Genomic DNA, 19,428 nt, shown 5'->3' with positions numbered 1-19,428 from the left:
TTCTCTTTTTTGCCCCCCCCCCCCCCCCCCCCCCCCCCCCCCCACGGCCGCCGCGCCCGGATCATCCGGGCGGCACCCCGGTCAGAACAGGTCCATGGCCCGGGAGTAGTGGCAGGCGTCCAGGTGGCCCGCCCCCCGGTCCATCAGTTCCGGGGGCTCCTCCACGCACTTGGCGCGCTCGCTCTCCGACAGCTCGTTCGCGAACTTCGGGCACCGGGTCCGGAACCGGCAGCCCGACGGCGGGTCGGCCGGGCTGGGCACGTCGCCGGTGACGACGATCCGCTCCCGGGTCCGCTCCTTGACCGGGTCCGGCAGGGGGATCGCCGAGATCAGCGCCTGCGTGTACGGGTGCGAGGGCGCCCCGAACAGCTCCTCCGTCGTCCCCGTCTCCACGATCTTGCCGAGGTACATCACGGCCACCCGGTCGGCGATGTGCTTGACCACCGACAGGTCGTGCGAGACGAACAGGTACGACAGGCCCAGGTCGTCCTGGAGGTCCTCCAGCAGGTTGATCACGCCCGCCTGGATGGACACGTCCAGGGCCGAGACCGGCTCGTCCAGGATGAGGACCTTGGGGTTGAGCGCCAGCGCGCGGGCGATGCCGATGCGCTGGCGCTGGCCGCCCGAGAACTCGTGCGGGTAGCGCGAGCCGTGCTCGGCGTTGAGCCCCACCAGGTCCAGCAGCTCCCTGACCCGCTTCTTGGCGGTGCCGTTGCCCTGGCCGTGGATCCGCAGCGGCTCGGCGACGATGTCCGAGACCGTCATGCGCGGGTCCAGGGAGGCGAACGGGTCCTGGAAGACCAGCTGGAGGTCGCGGCGCAGCGGCCGCATCTGCCGCGGGGACAGCGTGTGCAGCGGCTGCCCCATGTAGCTGACCTCGCCCGAGGTCTGCTTGATCAGCTGGAGCATGAGGCGGGCGGTGGTGGACTTGCCGCACCCGGACTCGCCGACCAGGGCGAGGGTCTCGTGCTCGTGCAGTTCCAGGGAGATCCCGGAGACCGCCTGCACCTCGCCGATCCTGCGCCGCAGGAGGCCCTTGGAGCGGATGGGGAAGTTCTTGACCAGGTCCGTGACGGTCAGGATGGCCTCGCGGCGTTCCCCGTCCGCGGGGGCGGCGATCTCCGCGCCGATCTCGGCGCGCGCCTCCCTGGCCTGCTCCTCGGCCTCCCGCACCTTCGTGACGGTGTCGGCCTCCACCGCCGTCCCCCGGAACAGGTCGGTGGGCACGGCGCCCCCCAGCTCCTCGCTGAAGTGGCAGGCCGCCGTGTGCGCGGAGGTGTCCGTCACCGGCACGCGCACCCGCTCCCCGTCCCCGCCGACCGCGAGCAGGCGGGGCTCCTGTTCACGGCACAGGTCCCGGGCCATCGGACAGCGCGGCGAGAACGCGCACCCGGTGGGCAGGGAGAGCAGGGAGGGCGGGGTGCCCACGATGGGGGTGAGCCGCTCGTGGCGCTCCTCGTCCAGGCGGGGCAGCGACCCCAGCAGGCCGAGGGCGTAGGGCATCCGCGGACGGTAGAAGACCTCCTCCACGGGCCCCGTCTCCACGAGGCGGCCGCCGTACATCACGCCGATCCTGTCGACGTGCCCGGCCACCACGCCGAGGTCGTGGGTGATCAGCACCAGGGCGGCGCCGGTCTCCTTGCGGGCCGCCTCCAGCGCCTCCAGGACCTGGGCCTGGACGGTCACGTCCAGGGCCGTGGTCGGCTCGTCGGCGATGATGACGTCCGGCTCGTTGGCCATCGCGATGGCGATCACCACGCGCTGGCGCATGCCGCCCGACAGCTCGTGCGGGTACTGCTTGATCCGCTGCTCCGGACTGGGGATGCCCACCAGCTCCAGCAGCTCCAGTGCCCGTGCCATCGCCGCCTTCTTGCCCACCTTGCGGTGGGCCAGGACGGCCTCGGCGATCTGGTAGCCGACGGTGTAGACGGGGTTCAGCGAGGTCAGCGGGTCCTGGAAGATCATCGCGATCTTGTTGCCGCGGACCTTGCTGATCTGCGCGTCCTTGAGGCCGATGACCTCCTGGCCCAGCACCTTGGCCGAGCCCTCGACGCGGGCGTTCCTGGGCAGCAGCCCCATGATCGCCATCGAGGTCACGGACTTGCCCGATCCGGACTCGCCCACGATCCCCAGCGCCTCGCCCCGGCGCAGGACGTAGGACACCTCGCGCACGGCGGGCAGCGGCCCGTCGTCGGAGGGGAAGGTGACGCTGAGGTCGCTGACCTCCAGGACCACGTCGCCGGTCCCCGCCGGGACGGTCCCCTCGTTGCTCATCTGGTCAGTCGTGGTCATCGCCGCACCATGGTCTGTCGTGGGTCGAGGGCGTCGCGCAGCCCGTCGCCGATGAAGTTGATCGTCAGGCAGATCACCAGCAGCAGCAGGCCCGGCGGATAGAACAGCCAGGGCCTGGTGGAGACGGCCGTGCGCGCGTCACTGATCATCTGGCCGAGCGAGATGTCGGGGGGCTGGATGCCGAACTGGAGGAAGGACATGCCCGCCTCCAGCAGGATCGCCACCGCGATCAGCAGGGTGGCCGCGACGATGATCGGACCGGCCGCGTTGGGCAGCAGGTGGCGGACGATGATCCATCCGGGCGAGGCCCCCGCGGCCTTGGCCGCCTCCACGAACTCCTGCTCGCGCAGGGACAGGACCACGCTGCGCACCACGCGGGCGATCTGCGCCCACGAGAAGAAGCCGATGATGAGGGCCACCGCGTACCAGGTGGTCCCGGCACGGGCGTTGCCCGCGATCGCGGCGACCATCACCAGCAGCGGCACGATCATGAACACGTCGGCGACGCGCATCATGAGCGCGTCGATCCGGCCGCCGTAGTAACCGGCCGTGGCGCCCCACAGGGAACCGATGACGGTGCCCATGACCGACACCGTGAACGCCACCTTGAGCGTCTGCTGGGCGCCGCGCATGAGCTGGCCCAGGACGTCGTGCCCGGCGGTGGTGGTGCCCAGCGGGTGGTCCGCGCCCGGCGGCACGCTCGGCGGGATGTCCAGGTTGACGGTGTGGTCCCACCGCCAGAAGAGCGGGCCCACGAAGGCGGCCAGCACGACGGCCACCAGGACGACCAGGCTGATCATGGCGGCCCGGTGGCGCAGGAACCGGGACAGGATCATCTGGAACTGGGTGCGTTCGGCACCTCCGACGCTCTCGGCGTCGGCGTTGCGCGGCGCCGAGGGCGCCCTCTTCTCACTCATAGCGAATCCTCGGGTCGAGCACGCCGTACAGGAGGTCGGCGATGAGGTTGGCCACGATGACCATGACACCGCTGAGCAGCAGCCACGCCATCAGCGCGTACGAGTCGTTCTTCTCGACCGCGGTGATGAAGAACTCGCCCAGGCCGCGCCACTGGAAGACGCGTTCGGTCAGGACCGCGCCGTCGATGATCCCGGCGATGCCGACGGCGACCACCGTGGTCAGCGGGATGAGGGCCGTGCGCAGCGCGTGGCGACGGATGACGACGCGGTTGGGCAGGCCCTTGGCGCGGGCCAGGCGGACGTAGTCGCTGTTGAGCACCTCGAGCATGGAGGTCCGCTGGTACCGGCTCCACGAGGCGAAGCTGGTCAGCATCAGCACGATCGTGGGCAGGGTCATGTAGGCGAAGGCGTTGGTGACGCGCCCCCACAGGTCCTCGCCCTGTGCCTGGTAGACGCCGTCGCCGATCGTGGCGAGGACCTGCGACCCCACCAGGTCGTTGAAGCCGACCCCGGCCTGCTGCATGATGCCCGCGAACCAGAAGACGGGCATCGACAGGGCCAGGAAGCCGACGAACGTGAGCGTGTAGTCGAGCTTGGAGTACTGGCGCATGGCGCTGACGACGCCGGCCAGGACGGCCAGGCCCAGCGCGAAGACCATGGACGCGGCCACCAGGCGCAGGGTGGTGCCCAGCCGCTCGGCGATGTTGGCGCCGATGTCGTAGCTGTTGCTCTGCGTGGAGGGGCCGAACTCGCCCTGGAGGAGTCCGATGTCCCCGTTGCCGCCGATACCCGTGACCCAGAGCCAGTAGCGCTCGGGCATGGACCGGTCGAGGTAGAGCCGCTCCTCCTGGAGCTGGATGACCGAGGGGTCCGGGGGCGGTTGCTGCATCCTGAGCTCGGTCAGGGGATCGCCGGAGACGTCGATCAGGACGAAGGTGAGCACGGACGCGAGGATCAGGATGGGTATCGCGCCCAGGACGCGCCGCACCGTGTAAACGAGCATGAGTGTGATCCTTCAGGGGTGGACGAGGACCGGCCCGGGCCCGGGAGGATGTCCCGGGCCCGGGCCACGGGCCTTGTGCCGCGAACTACTCGGCGATGTCCCACTCACCGATGTTGTAGGTGGCGCGGAAGCTGGACTGGAGGTTGTCCTCGACGTTGACGAGCCTGTCGTTCACGAAGAAGTAGTTGGGCTCGGCCACGATCGGCAGGACGTAGGCCTCCGGGACCACCGCGGCCACGGCGGCGTTGGCGTGCTCGGCCGCCTCGTCCAGGCTGGGGGCCGTGCCCGTGGCCTCGGCGTGCTCGTCCACCTCGTCGTTGGAGAAGCCGCCGAAGTTGCTGGAGCTCTCGGAGTGCCAGAACTGCTGGGGGTTGGAGGCGAAGTACGGGCTGCCGCTCCAGCCGAACTGGACGATGTCGTAGTCCTGCTCGGCCAGCATCGTGCCCAGGTCGTCGGTCATCTCGATGGTGGTCTCGATGCCGATCTCGGCGAGCTGGGCCTGGATCAGCTGCACGGAGTTGTTGCGGATGACGGTGTCGGTGCTGCGCAGGCGCAGCGGGCCGACCTGCTCGCCGTCGAGCGTGAGGGTGTCCCCGTCGAGCTCGTAGCCCGCCTCCTCCAGGATCACGGTGGCGGCCTCGACGTCGCCGCTGCCCTGCCCGGTCTCGGAGATGTGGTCCTCGAAGTACTCACTCGTGCTGCCGAAGATGTGGTTGTTCTTCAGCTCGTACTCGGGGTAGCCGGCCTCGAAGTTGCGGCTGGCGATCTCGTCGCGGTTGATCGCGGTGAAGACGGCCCTGCGGAGCTCGACGTCGGAGAGCCACTCGTTCTCGGTGTTGATGTCGATGTGCTCCCAGATGTTGCCTTCCCCGACGGTGAGGGTCACCCCCTCCATGTCCTGGAGCTGGGTGATGATGTCCTCGCTGTACTGCGCGGGGTTGGCTCCGTCGATCTCGCCGTTCTGGAACGCGGGGACGAAGGTGCCCTCGTCGGTGTTGTACGGCATGATGATGCGGTCGAGCGCGGGCGCCTCGCCCCACCACTCCGGGTTGGGCTCCTTGACGACCTGGTTCTGGAGGTCGCCGTCCACGATCTGGTACGGGCCGCCGGACCATTCGGGGCGGGTCTCGTGCAGCCAGGCGTAGAACTCACCCAGCTGCGCGGGGTCGTCGACGTCCCAGCCGTTCTCCTCCGCGAGGTGGGACGGGTAGAAACCGCCGCCCGCGCTGTCGGAGTCGAGCAGGCCCATCCACTCGGGGTTGGCCAGGCCCTCCTTGAGGGTGACCGTGAGGGTCTTGCCGTCGGCCTCCATGCTCTCGATCATGTCGGAGCTCGTGGTCCCGCGGGAGTCACAGGTGTCGCAGTAGCCCTCGTCCGGGGAGGCGTTCATCATCGCGGTGACGCGCAGGTCCTCGGCGGTCATCGGCGTGCCGTCGCTCCACACCGCGTCCTCGTGGAGGGTGAAGCTGAACTGGAAGGGACCCTCGTCGGGGTCGTCGTTGATGAGGGTGGGCTCCTCGGCGAGGACGTCCAGGTTGTACTCGTAGGTGCCGTCAGGCTGCCAGACACCCGTGTGGGGGACCACACCGGAGAGCGTCTGGATGGTGTAGACGCTGCCGCCGGCGGCACTGATGCTGGCCCAGGCAGCGGGAAGGCTGTTGATCACCCATGTGACCTCCTTCTCCTGCTCACCTTCGCCACCACCGCCGCCGCCGCAGGCGGTCAGCACCATCAAAGCGGAGGTGCCCGCCGCGGCGAGCGCGAGCGTCTTCCTTCGTTTGTGCATCAGTTACACCCTTGATCACTAATACGAGCCGAACCTCGGGGTTGTGTGGTTCGCACACGCCCCGCAGAACTAGGCGATTAGTCGATCAGAAGACCATTGAGCGAAATGTCTGTATAGCCCTACTGCCGGATTCGTGACCCATCCGCAACCGGTTCGCGCCCATCGCCCCGAACCGCAGTCACACAGTTCCCACCTCGCGGCAACACGAATGTCACCGCAGGTCAGAGCCCGATCCTAGGGCACTGACCCACTCCCTTGATTCGGACAAGCCAGAAATACATTGCGGGCCAGTTACGCCAGCCAACAACGGTTAAGGTAAAGTAAACGTCGTTTAACTACCCGAGCGTCCCGAATGACTACACAGAGGGAAACGGACAAAAGTTACTAAAGCACACATATAATCCCGAACCTTCGCACCGATCCCCCGGTCGCCTCCGCGGCGACTCGCGATGGAAACAGAATGCGTCAAACATAGGATGATAGGATGTTAATAAGACACGGGAGCAGAAACCCCCCACACAAGGGCAGACCACGCCAGGCAGGTACGGAAATCCACAGCTCCGGTTGTCCGAAACCACCGTCCACGCACCGCCGGAGCCGATAGGGTTTCGAACGGCGATCGCCGTCATCCCACCCGCGGTGCCCAGTGAGAGAGGCCTCTGCCGTGTCCGAAACAGTTCGCCTGGTCTGCCCCGTAGGCCGCAAGCACGTGGAGCTGTGGGGCGGCTACGGTCTGGTGGCTCTCGGCGCCCTGGCGATCGCGGTCGACGTCTCGCACTGGGCCAACATCACCCTCGGTGTACTCCTAGCCCTCATTGGCGCCGCCCTGGCCGCGCACGGCCACATGATCAAGGCACCCGTCCTGGAGGTCTCCGACGGCGAGTTCCGCTACCAGCGGGGCCGCTACATCGTGCGCGTGCCCTTCCACGACATTGGCTCGTACTACGTGCTGCCGGGCCGTATCCGCTCCCTGGGGCTGTACGACAACGCCGGGCGCCCCAAGCGCTTCCCCTCGCTCCAGAGCCGCCGCACCTCGCGCGCCTACCTGCCGCTGACCGGGATGACCAGCCCGGCCCGGGTCGAGTCGTTCATGGCGGTGGCGGGCATCCCGCCGCGCGGGCGTTCGCTGACCTCCTGAGTGCCGCGGCTCCTCCTCCGGGACGCGCGGCCGCCCCTCCCGGGGGGTCAGCGCTCCCCCTTCCGGGTGCCGGTCCCCTCCTCCGCGCGGAGCAGCGCCACTCGCGCCGACCTGCCACGACATATCCCGACACATCGGGCAATTACCCACCACGCCCCGCACGGACATACCGCCGCAAGGCCGTGTCCTCTACTCTCGATGGGGTGAAGCAGTCCAGAATCACCGCCATCCTGACCGTAGCGGGGATGCTCGCGGCCATGTGGGTCTTCGAGATCCTCGACAGCTTCGTGCTCCTCGGACGGCTCGACCAGCAGTACGGTCTGCGCGCCTGGGACCTCCAGGGGCCCTGGACCGTGTTCACCGCGCCGTTCATGCACGGGAACCTGGAACACCTCATCGGCAACTCGCTGCCGTTCCTCGTGCTGGGCGCGCTCGTCGCGTTCAGCGGCCTGGGGCGGTTCCTGCTCACCACGCTGATCATCATCCTGGTCAGCGGTGTGGGCGTGTGGCTGTTCAGCTCACCGTTCTCCCTCACCGTGGGCGCCAGCGGCCTGGTCTTCGGCTACTTCGGCTACACGGTCCTGCGCGGGATCGTCGAGCGCAAGACCGTCGACATCGTCATCATGATCTGCGTGATCCTCTTCTACGGGACGATGATCTGGGGGGTCCTGCCCCAGTACCCCGGCGTCTCGTGGCAGGCGCACCTCTTCGGCTTCGTCGGCGGCATGCTCGCGGCCTACCTGCTGCCCAGGCGGGAGCGCCGCAGGCAGCTCGACCAGGGCTACGGAGGCGCCCAGGGCGGCTACTACGCCCCCTGACGGCACAACCGAGGGCCGTGCGCGGCCCCGGGAGCGCGGACGAACGCGGACGGGCCGCCCCGGGTGGGGCGGCCCGTTCTCGTGTGCACGGAGGTCCCGGAGAGCTGTCCGGGGCCGGTGCGCGCGGGGACGCGGCCCCGCGCGGCGCTAGAACTCCAGGCCCTCGGCGTCCTCGCCCAGGGTGCGCTCCAGGAACTCGGGGTTGTCCGCGAGCCAGACGCGGGCGCCCGCCTCCGGGTCGTCCTTGTACCCCCCGTCCTCGGACACGGTCAGGACCTCCAGGCTGGCCAGCTCGTCGTCGCTGAGCTGGAAGTCCTCCAGCCAAGCGGTGAGCTCGGGGTACTCCTCGCCGAAACCGTCACGGCCGACGGCGTGGACGGTCTCCGCGTCGCCCATCAGACCCTCGGGGTCCTCCAGGTCCTTCAGGTCGTACTGGGCGTAGGCCGGGTGGGGACGCCACAGGGTCACCACGATGGGCTCCTCCTCGGTGACCGCCGAGTCCAGCTCGGCGAGCATCGCGGCGGTGGAGGACGTGACCAGCTCGAAGTCCTCGTCCAGGCCGTAGCCCGGCATGGCCTCTTCCTGGGTGACGCGGGTCAGCCCGGCGCCCGGGTCGATGCCCACGATCCGGCCGTCCAGGTCCTCGACGTGGTCGGCCAGGTCGGGGATGCTGTTCACGTCCTCCATGTAGGAGGGCACGGTGATGGTCAGCTTGGCGTTGTCGTACCAGGCGCCGAGGTCCTCCAGCTGGTCCCCGTACTCCTCCCAGTAGTCGGCGTGCGTCACCGGCAGCCAGGTGTCGAGGAACAGGTCGACGTCGCCGTTGGCCGCGCCCTGGTACATCGGGGCGACGTCCACGTCGGTGATCGTGACGTCGTAGCCCTTCTCCTCCAGGATGGCCTGCCACATGTGCGTGACGGCGATGCCCTCCTCCCAGGCGATCAGCGCGATGTTGATCTCCTTGGCGTCCTCGCCGCCACCGTCCTCCGGGCCGGTCAGGCTCTCACCACCACCGCCGCCGCCACAGGCGGTCAGGAGGAGCGCGGCGCTCATGCCGGCGGCGGAGAGGGCCGTCATGCGCTTACGGCTGTACATCGTGGGGTTCCTTCCCTCGGGGAATTCGGTGTGCGGGGCTGGGTGGGGTGGGGTGGGGTGGGCACGCCGCTCAGGCGGCCGAGGCGGCCGCGCGCGGGCCGTTGCGGGTGACGGCCGCGGTCAGGCGGTCGAGGAAGATCGCCAGGATGACCACCGCGATACCGGCCTCGAAGCCGAGGGCGCCGTCGTTGCGGGTGATGCCCTGGTAGACCTCGCTGCCCAGGCCGCCGGCGCCGACCATGCCCGCGATGACGACCATCGACAGGCCGAGCATGATGACCTGGTTGACCCCGGCCATGATGGTGGGCAGGGCCAGCGGCAGCTGGATGCCGGTGAGGACCTTGCGCCGGGAGGCGCCGAAGGACTCGCCCGCCTCCACCAGCTCCTTGTCGATCTGGCGGATGCCCAGCTCGGTCAGGCGGACGCCGGGCGGCATCGCGAACACGATGGTGGCGACCACGCCGGGCACGGCGCCGATGGAGAAGAAGAAGATCGCCGGGATCAGGTACACGAACGCGGGCAGCGTCTGCATCAGGTCCAGGACCGGCTTGAGGATCTTGCTGACCAGGTCGTTGTAGGCGGCCACGACGCCGATCGGGATCGCGATGACCACGGCGATGGCGCTGGCCACGAGGACGAGGCCGAGCGTGTCCATGGCGTTGGTCCACTGGCCGACCGACGCCACCACGGTGAGGGCGACCAGACCGAACAGGCCCATGCGCCACCCGGCCACCGAGAGCGCCAGGAGGCTCAGCAGCAGGATCATCAGCAGCGCCCCGGGCCGGGTCACCAGCATCGGGAGCACGAGCCAGCCGAGCAGGACCAGCACGAGCCAGCCGCCCGCGACGACGCCGGTGCGCACGCGGGTGCCCCGGTCGAGCACACCGAGGACGGTGACGGCCACCAGGAAGAGCAGCGAGATGCAGAAGTAGGCGTCCACGTACTGCTGGTCGAACAGGTTCATCGCCCACAGGAAGAGCTGCGGCGGCAGGCTGTTGACGACGGTGTTGCCGAACGCGAACTGCGCGTGCAGGACGTAGAGCAGCGAGACCGCGGCGACGATCACCGCCAGCGGCAGCCGTCGGCGGCGCAGCAGCGGGACGGCGATGATCACGGCGGCGACGAAGGCGAGCTGCCCGGCCGCCGGTTCGGTGAAGAAGCCGGCCAGGGCGTTCACGGCCCAGCGGATGAACTCGCCGACGACGTCGAAGAAGAGGCCGAAGGTGCTCTTGAGCCAGGCGTTGAGGGCCTCGAAGCCGTCGCCGATGGGCAGGGACGGCGGGAAGTCGACGGGTGTCACGGGGTCTCCTTCCCGCCCGCGAGAGCGGCCAGTACGGAGTTGCGCGTCACCGTGCCGAGCACGGTGCCGTCCTCGTCGACCACGCGGAGGCGGTCGGAGACGGCCGCGCTGGCGTACAGGTCGGCGACCAGGGTGTCCGCGCCGACCTCGGGCGCGGAGGAGTCGGCAGCGGGGGCGCTCGGGTCGAGCACCGACGCGGCGGTGAGCACGCGGGTGCGGTCGACGTCCTCGATGAAGCGCTCGACGTAGTCGTTGGCGGGCTCGTTGAGGATCTCCTGCGCGCTGCCGATCTGGGCGACGCGGCCGTCGCGCAGCACGCAGATCCGGTCGCCGAGGCGCATGGCCTCGTTGAGGTCGTGCGTGATGAAGACGATGGTCTTGCCCAGGCTCTTCTGGAGTTCCAGGAGCTGGGTCTGCATGTCCCGCCGGATGAGCGGGTCGAGGGCGCTGAACGCCTCGTCCATGAGGATGATGTCGGTGTCGGCGGCCAGTGCCCTGGCCAGGCCCACACGCTGCTGCATGCCTCCGGAGAGCTGGTGCGGGAGCTTGTCCTCCCAGCCGCCGAGCCCCACGAGTTCGAGGGTCTCCCCCGCCTTCCGGCTCCGCTCCGCGCGGGACAGGCCCCGCAGCTCCAGGCCGTAGGCGGCGTTCTCCAGGACCGTGCGGTGCGGCAGGAGCGCGAAGTGCTGGAAGACCATGCTGATCTTCTCGCCCCGCAGCCTCAGGAGGCTCTTCCTGCTGAGCGCGGTGATGTCCACGCCGTCGACCTCGACCGTCCCCGCGGTGGGTTCCAGGAGGCCGTTGAGCATCCGGATCAGGGTGGACTTCCCCGATCCGGACAGGCCCATGACGACGAAGATCTCGCCCGGTTCGACCTCGAAGGACACGTCGATGACGGCGGCCGTCACGTCGAGGTCGGCGATGGTGTCCCGGTGGCTGCCGTCCGAGAGCCGCTCGACGGCGGCTCTGGACTGTCTGCCGAACACCTTGTACAAGTGGTCTGCGCGTACTGCTGGCACGGTCTCCTCTAGAGGGCTGTCCTGACCGCGAGGCGTGTCGGGGCAACACCTGCGCCCCATCGCCGACCCGCGGTTCCCACAGGTAGCCGGCCTGCGCGGAGCCCTCTTGCGCGCCCCCTCATCAGGGCGGAACCGCTACCTGGTTCACGTCGGGGCGCAACCTTACCGAGGTGTGTACGCACAGTTCAGGCGCTAAGTAACCAGCAAATAACATGTTTAAACGTCATAAAAACCGTCCGCCGACCTATGGCAGCGGATGCCGGAGCTCCAGAACGCGCCTTTGTGATTTACGCCACACGGGAAAAAATAGTGACCTTGGTCACATACTAGTGACAGATGGGTCAAACGACAGTCCGTGTCCGCCCATGACCGTACCGTAAACGAATCGCCCTGTCTGCCCTCGGCCCCGCCTAGACGCTCTCGGGGCTGATCGGGGTGCGGATGAAGTTCTGGTGGGACCTGGACGGCGTCGGTCCCCGCTGCCCCTGGTAACGCGATCCGTAGCCCGCGGAGCCGTAGGGGTACTCGGCCGGGGAGGACAGGCGGAACATGCACAGCTGGCCGATCTTCATGCCCGGGTAGAGCTTGATCGGCAGGGTGGCCACGTTGGACAGCTCCAGCGTGACGTGCCCGGAGAAGCCGGGGTCGATGAACCCGGCCGTGGAGTGGGTGAGCAGCCCCAGGCGCCCCAGGGAGCTCTTGCCCTCCAGGCGGCTCGCGATGTCGTCCGGGAGGCTGACGACCTCGTAGGTGGACGCCAGCACGAACTCGCCCGGGTGCAGGACGAACGCTTCCTCGCCGTCGGTCTCGACCAGCCGGGTGAGGTCCGGTTGCTCGGCCGAGGGGTCGATGTGCGGGTACTTGTGGTTCTCGAACACCCGGAAGAAGCGGTCCAGCCGGACGTCGATGCTGGAGGGTTGGACGAGGCCGGGGTCGAAGGGGTCGATCCTGACCCGCCCGGCGTCGATTTCGGACCTGATATCGCGATCGGAGAGCAGCACGGTCCGAACCTACCGCCTGGGGCAACGCAGCGTAGCGGCGATCCCCGACCGGGTGGCGGTCCGCGCCGAGTTGCCCACCCGACCCGGAGTTGGGCTAGGATGGCATCCGTTGCCAGCCGGAACTTTCCGGCGGTGCCGCGCGGATGTAGTTCAATGGTAGAACTTCAGCTTCCCAAGCTGATAACGCGGGTTCGATTCCCGTCATCCGCTCCAGACACACAGACGGCCAGGTCGTTCGGGGTTCTCCGAACACCTGGCCGAACTGCTTTCCGGGGTCCCGTCCCGATCGCCGTGCCACACACGTGCCCGACGCCCGAACCGGAGCACCCACCAAGGGCAGATCCGCCACCCTCGTCAGCACGGGCCCTTCGGCCAGGTGCCAGCCCTCTTCGCGTAGGCGGAGCAGCGCGACTCCAGAGGCACCCAGCAGGTGGTCGTCGACGACGTCGATGGCACCAGCGGCGACGCTCGCGCGTCGAAGGAACACCGGCCGAACACACACGCCATGGTCAGCGGCGACCTGGCGGGGCAACGGTTGCGCGCGCCGATCGGCGCGGGTGCGGCCGAGGGCGCGGGTGCTGACACGTACCGGGCGACACCCCGGAAGCACGCAAGGGTCGGCGCCCCCGTCGCGGCCTGCCCCGACCGCCCGAGGGCGCCGACCCCCGACGGTCCCCGCACGGGACACGCCGCGCGGCCGTCAGTCCTCGGCACGCACGTCGACGGCCTCGCCCGCGGCGTCGAGGATGACGTCGTACTCCTGGCCGTCGGCACCGCGCACCTCGGCCTCCCAGCCATCCCAGCCGTCCTCGTCCTGGCGCTCGACGTCGACGGTGGTGGCGCCCTCACCCACCGCGGCGGCGGCGTTGGCGGAGACCGTCTCGCGGTCGGCCGCGGCCTGCTCGTCGGTGTTCTGCCAGGGGGCGGGGCCACCGTCGGTGTCGCGGAAGGCCGTGCCGTTGACGGTGAACACGTCGGCGTCGTCGCGCTCCTCACCCTCGTCGTCGCCGTCGTCGTCGGCCTCGTAGCGCACGCCCAGGGTGACCTCGGTGCCCTCCAGGCCGCGCAGCTCGTCCAGGAGCGGCTCGACGGTGCCGTTGCCGTCGAAGTCCTCCAGTTCGGGGTTGGTCAACAGCCACTCCTCCGGACCGAAGTCGACCTCGACCCCGGACACGGACCAGTCGTCGATGTCGTCCCCGGCGCGCAGCTCGCCCACGAGCTGCTCCAGTCCGTCGACCGACCGGGTCGAGGGCTCGCTCTGCTGCGACTGCCCGTTCCCGCCCGTCTCGGAGTCGGCTCCGGCGGTGACACCGGTGAGCTCGATCGGGGCCACCTGCTGCTCGGGGTCACCGGCGACCACGTAGCCGACCGTGCCCACGGCCAGCAGCCCCGCGGCGACGGAGGAGGAGAGGATGATGATGGTCTTGGTCTGCATCGCGGGTCCCTTGCTCACATGCTCGGAGGTCTCTGTACCTCCAAGCATGCGGCGGCCCGATGATGGCGGCATGAGGTCGACATGAGGGCCTTCTTCATGTTGCGCTCAGGGACGGTTCAGCGGCCTCCGCCACGGTGGGAGGCGACACGGGGAGGGGCACGGCCTTGGCGATTCTGGTGGTGGAGGACGAGGAGGGGATCGTCTCCTTCGTGCGGCGCGGGCTGGAGACGGCCGGTTACCAGGTGCTCGCCGCCGACGACGGGATCGACGGACTCACGATGGCGCTGTCCTCGGACGTCGAACTCGTCGTCCTGGACCTGGGGCTGCCGGGGATCCCGGGTGAGGAGGTGCTGCGTCGGCTGCGCATGCGCCGCCCCTCGGTGCCGGTGATCGTGCTCACCGCCAAGGACGCCGTGAGCGACCGGGTCGCCAACCTCGACGCCGGAGCCGACGACTACATGGTCAAGCCGTTCAGCGTGAGCGAGCTGCTGGCCCGTGTGCGGGCCCGGCTGCGCGGCGGCGGCCAGGAACGCGGCGACGTGCTGGCGGCGGGCGGCGTGGTGCTCGACCTCGGGGCGCGCACCGCCTCGGTGGAGGGGCGCACCGTCAACCTGTCGGCCCGCGAGTTCGCGCTGCTGGAGGTGCTCATCCGCCATCCGACGCAGGTCTTCTCCCGACCCCAGCTGCTGGACCGGGTCTGGGGCTACGACTTCGACGGCGCCTCCAACGTCGTGGAGGTCTACGTCAGCCAGCTGCGCCGCAAGCTCGGCGGCGAGCGCATCCAGACGGTCCGCGGCGCCGGGTACCGGCTCGGGGACGGCGCGCGGTGAGCCTCACCGGCCGGGTCGTCCTGCGGTCGCTGCTGGTCATGGCCCTGGTCATCGGCGGCGTCGCCCTGCTCACCTACGAACTGGTGCGCGTGTCGGGCCTGGCCGACATCGACCGTCTGCTGCGCGAGGAGTCGGCGTTGGTCGGCGACGCCCTCGACGGACGGCTGCCCGCAGCCGCCGGGCTCGACGGCGTGGTCTCGGGGCCCGAGGCCGAGCGCGCCGCCCGCCAGGCGCTCGCCGTCCGCCCCAGCGGGGCCCGCCACGTGACGCTGGTGACCGTCAACGACGTGCGTCTACAGAGCACCGGGGGTCCCTCGCGCGTCGCGGGCCTCATGCGCGGCGGCGACGCCCCCGAGCCCGAACCCGGGACCATCCGCACACTCGACACCGACGCGGGCCCGCTCCGGGTGCTCGACACCCGGGTCGTCGACGACGCCGGTGACACCCTGGCCGTCGTCACCGTCGCCGCCCCGCTCGACTCCACCCGCGACACCGCGGCCACCGTCCTGCTGTGGGCCGGACTCGCCGGGGCGATCGGCGTCGTCGGCGGAGGGGTCGTGCTGTGGCTGGTGGTGCGGCGCACCCTGCGCCCCGTGCGGGAGGTCTCCGACGCCGCCAAGGCGATCTCGCCGGCCGACCTGGCCACCCGCGTCCCGGTGCCCGCCACCCGCGACGAGATCGCCGAACTGGCCACCGAGATCAACCAGATGCTGACCCGCATCGAGCAGGCCGACAGCAACCGGCGCCGGTACCTGGCCGCGATCTCCCACGAGGTGCGCACCCCGCTCTCCGTCGCCGAGGGGCACCTGGAACTGCTGGGCACCGCGGAGGCGGCGGTCGTGCGCTCCGAACTCGACCGCCTGCGCCGCGTGCTGGAGGACCTCATGGCGGTGGCCCGCGGCGGCGACGAGATCGACGTCCGCGTCGAGGCCGTGTTCCTGCCCGACCTGTTCCACGACGTGCGGGCCCGGCTCGACGCCCTGCCCCACGCCGACGCCGTCACCCTGGAGGAGCCGCCGCCGGACGTCCTGCTCGGTGACCAGTCACGCCTTGAGCAGTGCCTGGCCAACCTCACCGCCAACGCCGTCGACCACAACCCGCCCGGCACCCGCGCCACCGTGACCGCCCGCGGCGGCGACGACGCGATCACCCTCACCGTGGCCGACGACGGCCCGGGGATCAGCGCCGAGGTGCTCCCCCACGTGTTCGAACCGTTCGTCACCACCCGCACCACCGGATCGGGACGTACCTCGGGGCTCGGCCTGTCGGTCGTGCGCTCCTTGGTCGAGGCCCAGGGCGGTGAGGTGGGGATCGACAGCGGCCCCTCCGGCACCGTCGTCACGATCACCCTTCCGCGTGCCACGCCCTGACCGGTTCCGCACAGGACCCGGATTCCACATCCGGCGGCTCGGCGCACACCCCCTGTTCACACGGGAACCCGGTGGAATTCCCCTTCACCACCGAGGGTGAAAACGAGAATTCACCGAAAAGGAAGAACGCATTCCGCCACGGACGTTCCCCTCTGGCTCTCCGCGCGGCGCCCACCAGCGCACACTTCCGCCGGGAGACCGTAATCCCCACCTTCCGTGATAGTCGCGTAATATCGCAGCAACGCCTCTCACCTGCGCGTACGCCCACCACGGGCGCCTGACTGAACCGTGGCCAAGTTTTGGGTGGGCCTTGGGGGGCAGTGCGATATGACAGGAGGTGCTCCAATGGAGACCGGAATAATTGTCATCATCGCCTTAGTGGTGGTGGTCGTCATCGCCGGAGGAATCGCGATCGCCGCGCGGTCCTCGATCCTCCCGGCCCGGCGCACCGCCCGGCTGAAGAAGCGTTTCGGCGCCGAGTACGACCGCGCCGTGAAGGTCCACGGCAACAGGACGGCCGCCGAGAACGACCTGTCCGAGAGGCTCCGCCGCCGCGACAACATGACGCTCCGCGAACTGAGCGACCAGCAGCGCGTGACGCACACCGAGACGTGGGCCGCGGTGCAGCAGGAGTTCGTCGACGATCCCGTCCGCGCCGTCCGCGACGCCCGCGGACTGGTGGAGGCGATCATGGCGGACCGCGGCTACCCCGGCCCCGCGTCCGCGGCCGACGGTGACGCGGCCTTCGACCAGCGCCTCAACGACCTGTCGGTGGACCACTCCGCCGCGGTCACCGGGTTCCGCCGCGCGCACGCCACCGGGCGCCCCGCCGAGGCGGACCAGACCGGCACCGAGCACCTGCGCGAGGAGCTGGTGTCCTACCGCGGCCTGGTGGAGTCCCTGCTGGGCGGCCTGCCGACGGCCGACGGCACGACGACCCGAAGCCCGGACACGGAGCGGACCGCCGTGGAGCAGCCGCGCCGGGAGAGGGGACCGGAGGCGGGTCTGTGACCGGCCTCGGCGGCGCTCCGTGGAACCGACGACGACACGAGAAGGCGGACGACATGGTGGAACGCGTGCCCGGTCCCGGCAGGAGCCGGGAGACCGAACCAGAGCAGCACCGGGCGCGGACGCCCGGACCCGGGACCGGCCCCCGCACCGCGGAGCCGGTGACCGTCGACGCCGAGGTGAACGACCCCGGGCGCGGGTCCGGACCCGGACCCGCTGGACACACCGGTGCCCCGGGCACCGGAGCGGACCGCTCGGACGCGGCGGGCATGCCCCGGTCGCGGGGCGCGAAGCTGGAACGGGTCCGGGAGCGCTGGAACGCGACCCAGGGCAGGTTCGTCGACGACCCCCACGGCGCCGTGCGCGAGGCCGACGCGCTGGCGGCGGAGGTCGCCGACGCCGTGGTCGCCGAGATCGAGGAGCGCCGCTCCGCGCTGCGCTCCGCGTGGAACGAGGGAGAGGGCACGGACACCGAGTCGCTGCGGGTGGCCCTGCGCGACTACCGCTCCTTCGTGGAGCACCTGGTCGGCACCAACGCCTGACCTCGTGCGGCCGACGTGAGCCGTTCCGGGCCGGGGGCCGCCCACCGCCGAGCGCGGGGGCGGCCCCTCCAGGTGCGCGACCGCCCCCTTGGGCGGGGACTCGCGTGGAGATCCGCGTCCTCTCGGGCGGAATCCGGGCGCCCCCTTCGGAAGCGGTCGGCTCATCCGGCGACGAGCTTGTCGACCGCCGCCTCGGCCTCGGCGAACAGCTCCCGGTAGTGGCGCTCCCGGGCCTCACCGGACAGGTCCTGGGCCTCGCTGTCGAACAGCACGGCCGTGTGGACGTCGAAGACCCCGCAGAACTCCGAGATCCCCCGGCGCAGGGGCCCATCGAGCAGGTCGAGCACCAGATCCGTGTTCGGGTCCCCCTCGACGAGTCCGGCCAGTCCCAGCCACAGCATCCGCTTCCCCGCCATGGGAGACCTGCTGCGGCCGTACGTGAGGCCGTAGTTCCACACCCGGTCGATCCAGCCCTTGAGCAGGGCCGGTGGCCCGAACCACCACACGGGGAAGACGGGGACGATGAGTTCGGCGGCATGGACGCGGCGGATGTGGGCGTGCACCTCGTCGGAGTAGACCTTGTCCCGGTCGCCGTAGTCGGGTTCGTCGGCCTCGCTGTTGCGGGGGTCGAACCCCTCGGCGTGCAGGTCGAGCAGGTCGACGCGGTACCCGGCCGCCTCCAGGCGGGCAGCGACCCGTCCGGCCACGGCGGCGGTCAGGGAGTCCGGGCGGTGGTGGGCGACCACGACCAGCGCGGTGCGTCCGGTCGACGCGAGGGCTTCGGAGGGCTCGGAGGGTGCGAAGGGCTCTGGGTTCATGAGTCCAGTACAGACCAGCAGACGTGGACGTTCCATAGCTGAAAAGCTGCGTTTCTTTGGCGTTCGTCTACACTCGCCTCCATGGACCCTTTGAGCGACATGCTCAGCGGCATCCGCTCCGCGGGCGCCTCCGTCAGCCAGGCCTCGCTGGATCCGCCGTGGACGATCCGCTTCACCGGCGGTGCGCCGCTGACCATGCTGACGGTGATCAGCGGCGGCGGGTCGTTGGTCCTGCCCGACGGGACCGGCCTCGAGATCGGCGCGGGCGACACCGCGCTGGTGCGCGGCCCCGACCCCTTCCACCTGGCGGACGACCCCGCCTCACTCCGCCGTCCCCACCGGAACCAGGAGATCGCCTGTCTCGATCCGGAACCCGGGTGCGGGCCGGGCAGCGGCCCCCCGGGCGCCACCACCCTCATCGTCGCCGCCTACCGGGCCACCCGGAGCCGCCACGAGCGGCTGCTGCGCACCCTGCCGCCCACGCTGGTCCTCACCGAGGAGCAGCCCGAGAACGTCTTCTGGCTCGACGCGGCGAGGGACGCCCTGTCCCGGCGGCACCTCCCGGGCGGCCAGGCCCTGGTCGACCGCGTCGTGGACATGGGGCTGGTGTGCAGCCTCGCCTGCTGGTTCGAGCAGGAGGGCGCCGACGCCCCCGCCTGGTACCGGGGAGCCGTCGACCCGGTGACCGGCCCCGCGCTGGAGGCCGTCCACCGGCGTCCGCACGAGGCGTGGACGGTGGGCGCGCTGGCCGCCAGGGCGGGGGTGTCGCGCGCGCTCTTCGCCAAGCGCTTCACCGAGGTCATGGGCCAGTCGCCCCTGGGCTACTTGACCGAGTGGCGCATGTACACCGCCGAGGAGCTGTTGTCGGACCCCGACCTGAGCGTGGCGAAGGTGGCCGGAGCCGTGGGCTACGCCGACCCGTCCTCGTTCAGCACGGCCTTCAAGCGGCTGCGGGGGCTGAGCCCACGGGAGTTCCGCCTGCGAAGCATGCTTTCCGAACCCGATCCCACTCCTGTGGCCGGCACCGGATCCAGTCACGGTCCCTGACCCGGGCGC

The 19,428-nt window shown here is 70.2% G+C and carries 17 protein-coding genes and 1 tRNA gene; 8 read left to right on the top strand and 10 right to left on the bottom strand.

Annotated elements, in window-relative coordinates; genetic code table 11:
• Positions 1–81: 81 nt before the first annotated feature.
• The 4 genes from ACSIH6_RS34545 to ACSIH6_RS34530 all read right to left on the bottom strand — a co-directional run bounded on the left by ACSIH6_RS34545 (position 82) and on the right by ACSIH6_RS34530 (position 5,998).
• Positions 82–2,292 (bottom strand): ABC transporter ATP-binding protein, encoded by a 2,211-nt coding sequence (locus ACSIH6_RS34545; protein ID WP_435112532.1) that lies wholly within the window; start codon positions 2,290–2,292, stop codon positions 82–84.
• Entirely contained in the window at positions 2,289–3,209 is a 921-nt protein-coding gene (locus tag ACSIH6_RS34540; RefSeq protein ID WP_435112531.1) for an ABC transporter permease, read from the bottom strand. Before ACSIH6_RS34540 ends, ACSIH6_RS34545 begins: the two co-directional genes overlap by 4 nt.
• Entirely contained in the window at positions 3,202–4,212 is a 1,011-nt protein-coding gene (locus ACSIH6_RS34535; protein WP_435112530.1) for an ABC transporter permease, read from the bottom strand. Before ACSIH6_RS34535 ends, ACSIH6_RS34540 begins: the two co-directional genes overlap by 8 nt.
• Before the next feature lie 85 nt (positions 4,213–4,297).
• Positions 4,298–5,998, bottom strand: a complete 1,701-nt coding sequence (locus tag ACSIH6_RS34530; protein WP_435112529.1) for an ABC transporter family substrate-binding protein — start codon at positions 5,996–5,998, stop codon at positions 4,298–4,300.
• Between the two features lie 664 nt (positions 5,999–6,662).
• Here ACSIH6_RS34530 and ACSIH6_RS34525 point away from each other — a divergent pair.
• Both ACSIH6_RS34525 and ACSIH6_RS34520 read left to right on the top strand, forming a co-directional pair.
• A complete protein-coding gene (locus ACSIH6_RS34525) occupies positions 6,663–7,136 on the top strand; it encodes a hypothetical protein (protein ID WP_435112528.1) in 474 nt (157 codons plus the stop codon).
• A gap of 203 nt (positions 7,137–7,339) precedes the next feature.
• Positions 7,340–7,954, top strand: coding sequence for a rhomboid family intramembrane serine protease (locus ACSIH6_RS34520; protein ID WP_435112527.1), 615 nt, complete (start codon positions 7,340–7,342; stop codon positions 7,952–7,954).
• Positions 7,955–8,101: 147 nt separating this feature from the next.
• Here the strand turns inward: ACSIH6_RS34520 and ACSIH6_RS34515 are convergent, their stop codons facing one another.
• The 4 genes from ACSIH6_RS34515 to dcd all read right to left on the bottom strand — a co-directional run bounded on the left by ACSIH6_RS34515 (position 8,102) and on the right by dcd (position 12,369).
• Complete coding sequence (locus ACSIH6_RS34515) at positions 8,102–9,049, bottom strand: glycine betaine ABC transporter substrate-binding protein (RefSeq protein ID WP_435112526.1); 948 nt, start codon at positions 9,047–9,049, stop codon at positions 8,102–8,104.
• A gap of 70 nt (positions 9,050–9,119) precedes the next feature.
• Positions 9,120–10,349, bottom strand: a complete 1,230-nt coding sequence (locus tag ACSIH6_RS34510; protein WP_435112525.1) for an ABC transporter permease — start codon at positions 10,347–10,349, stop codon at positions 9,120–9,122.
• Positions 10,346–11,344, bottom strand: coding sequence for a quaternary amine ABC transporter ATP-binding protein (locus tag ACSIH6_RS34505; protein WP_435112533.1), 999 nt, complete (start codon positions 11,342–11,344; stop codon positions 10,346–10,348). The genes ACSIH6_RS34510 and ACSIH6_RS34505 overlap by 4 nt, the downstream gene beginning before the upstream one ends.
• Before the next feature lie 434 nt (positions 11,345–11,778).
• Positions 11,779–12,369 (bottom strand): dCTP deaminase, encoded by a 591-nt coding sequence (gene dcd, locus ACSIH6_RS34500; protein WP_435112524.1) that lies wholly within the window; start codon positions 12,367–12,369, stop codon positions 11,779–11,781.
• A gap of 139 nt (positions 12,370–12,508) precedes the next feature.
• Here dcd and ACSIH6_RS34495 point away from each other — a divergent pair.
• Positions 12,509–12,582: transfer RNA gene (locus ACSIH6_RS34495), tRNA-Gly, on the top strand.
• A gap of 487 nt (positions 12,583–13,069) precedes the next feature.
• Here the strand turns inward: ACSIH6_RS34495 and ACSIH6_RS34490 are convergent.
• Complete coding sequence (locus tag ACSIH6_RS34490) at positions 13,070–13,804, bottom strand: PepSY domain-containing protein (protein WP_435112523.1); 735 nt, start codon at positions 13,802–13,804, stop codon at positions 13,070–13,072.
• A gap of 164 nt (positions 13,805–13,968) precedes the next feature.
• Here ACSIH6_RS34490 and ACSIH6_RS34485 point away from each other — a divergent pair, with 164 nt between their 5' ends.
• The 4 genes from ACSIH6_RS34485 to ACSIH6_RS34470 all read left to right on the top strand — a co-directional run bounded on the left by ACSIH6_RS34485 (position 13,969) and on the right by ACSIH6_RS34470 (position 17,554).
• Entirely contained in the window at positions 13,969–14,634 is a 666-nt protein-coding gene (locus tag ACSIH6_RS34485) for a response regulator transcription factor (RefSeq protein ID WP_435112522.1), read from the top strand.
• Positions 14,631–16,004 carry a sensor histidine kinase gene (locus ACSIH6_RS34480; RefSeq protein WP_435112521.1) on the top strand — a complete coding sequence of 458 codons (1,374 nt, stop codon included), beginning with the start codon at positions 14,631–14,633 and terminating at the stop codon, positions 16,002–16,004. Before ACSIH6_RS34485 ends, ACSIH6_RS34480 begins: the two co-directional genes overlap by 4 nt.
• A gap of 345 nt (positions 16,005–16,349) precedes the next feature.
• Positions 16,350–17,015, top strand: a complete 666-nt coding sequence (locus tag ACSIH6_RS34475) for a hypothetical protein (RefSeq protein WP_435112520.1) — start codon at positions 16,350–16,352, stop codon at positions 17,013–17,015.
• A gap of 53 nt (positions 17,016–17,068) precedes the next feature.
• Positions 17,069–17,554, top strand: a complete 486-nt coding sequence (locus ACSIH6_RS34470) for a hypothetical protein (protein WP_435112519.1) — start codon at positions 17,069–17,071, stop codon at positions 17,552–17,554.
• A 161-nt stretch (positions 17,555–17,715) separates the two neighbouring features.
• Here the strand turns inward: ACSIH6_RS34470 and ACSIH6_RS34465 are convergent, their stop codons facing one another.
• On the bottom strand, positions 17,716–18,408 hold the full coding sequence (locus ACSIH6_RS34465; protein WP_435112518.1) for an NAD(P)H oxidoreductase: 693 nt from the start codon (positions 18,406–18,408) through the stop codon (positions 17,716–17,718).
• Between the two features lie 45 nt (positions 18,409–18,453).
• Here ACSIH6_RS34465 and ACSIH6_RS34460 point away from each other — a divergent pair, with 45 nt between their 5' ends.
• Positions 18,454–19,419 carry an AraC family transcriptional regulator gene (locus ACSIH6_RS34460; RefSeq protein ID WP_435112517.1) on the top strand — a complete coding sequence of 322 codons (966 nt, stop codon included), beginning with the start codon at positions 18,454–18,456 and terminating at the stop codon, positions 19,417–19,419.
• The last annotated feature ends 9 nt before the right edge of the window (positions 19,420–19,428 follow it).

Origin of the sequence: Nocardiopsis synnemataformans (assembly GCF_965343085.1) — a bacterium.
Classification (GTDB): Bacteria; Actinomycetota; Actinomycetes; order Streptosporangiales; family Streptosporangiaceae; genus Nocardiopsis; species Nocardiopsis alborubida.
This window is presented reverse-complemented; position numbering and strand designations above follow the sequence as displayed.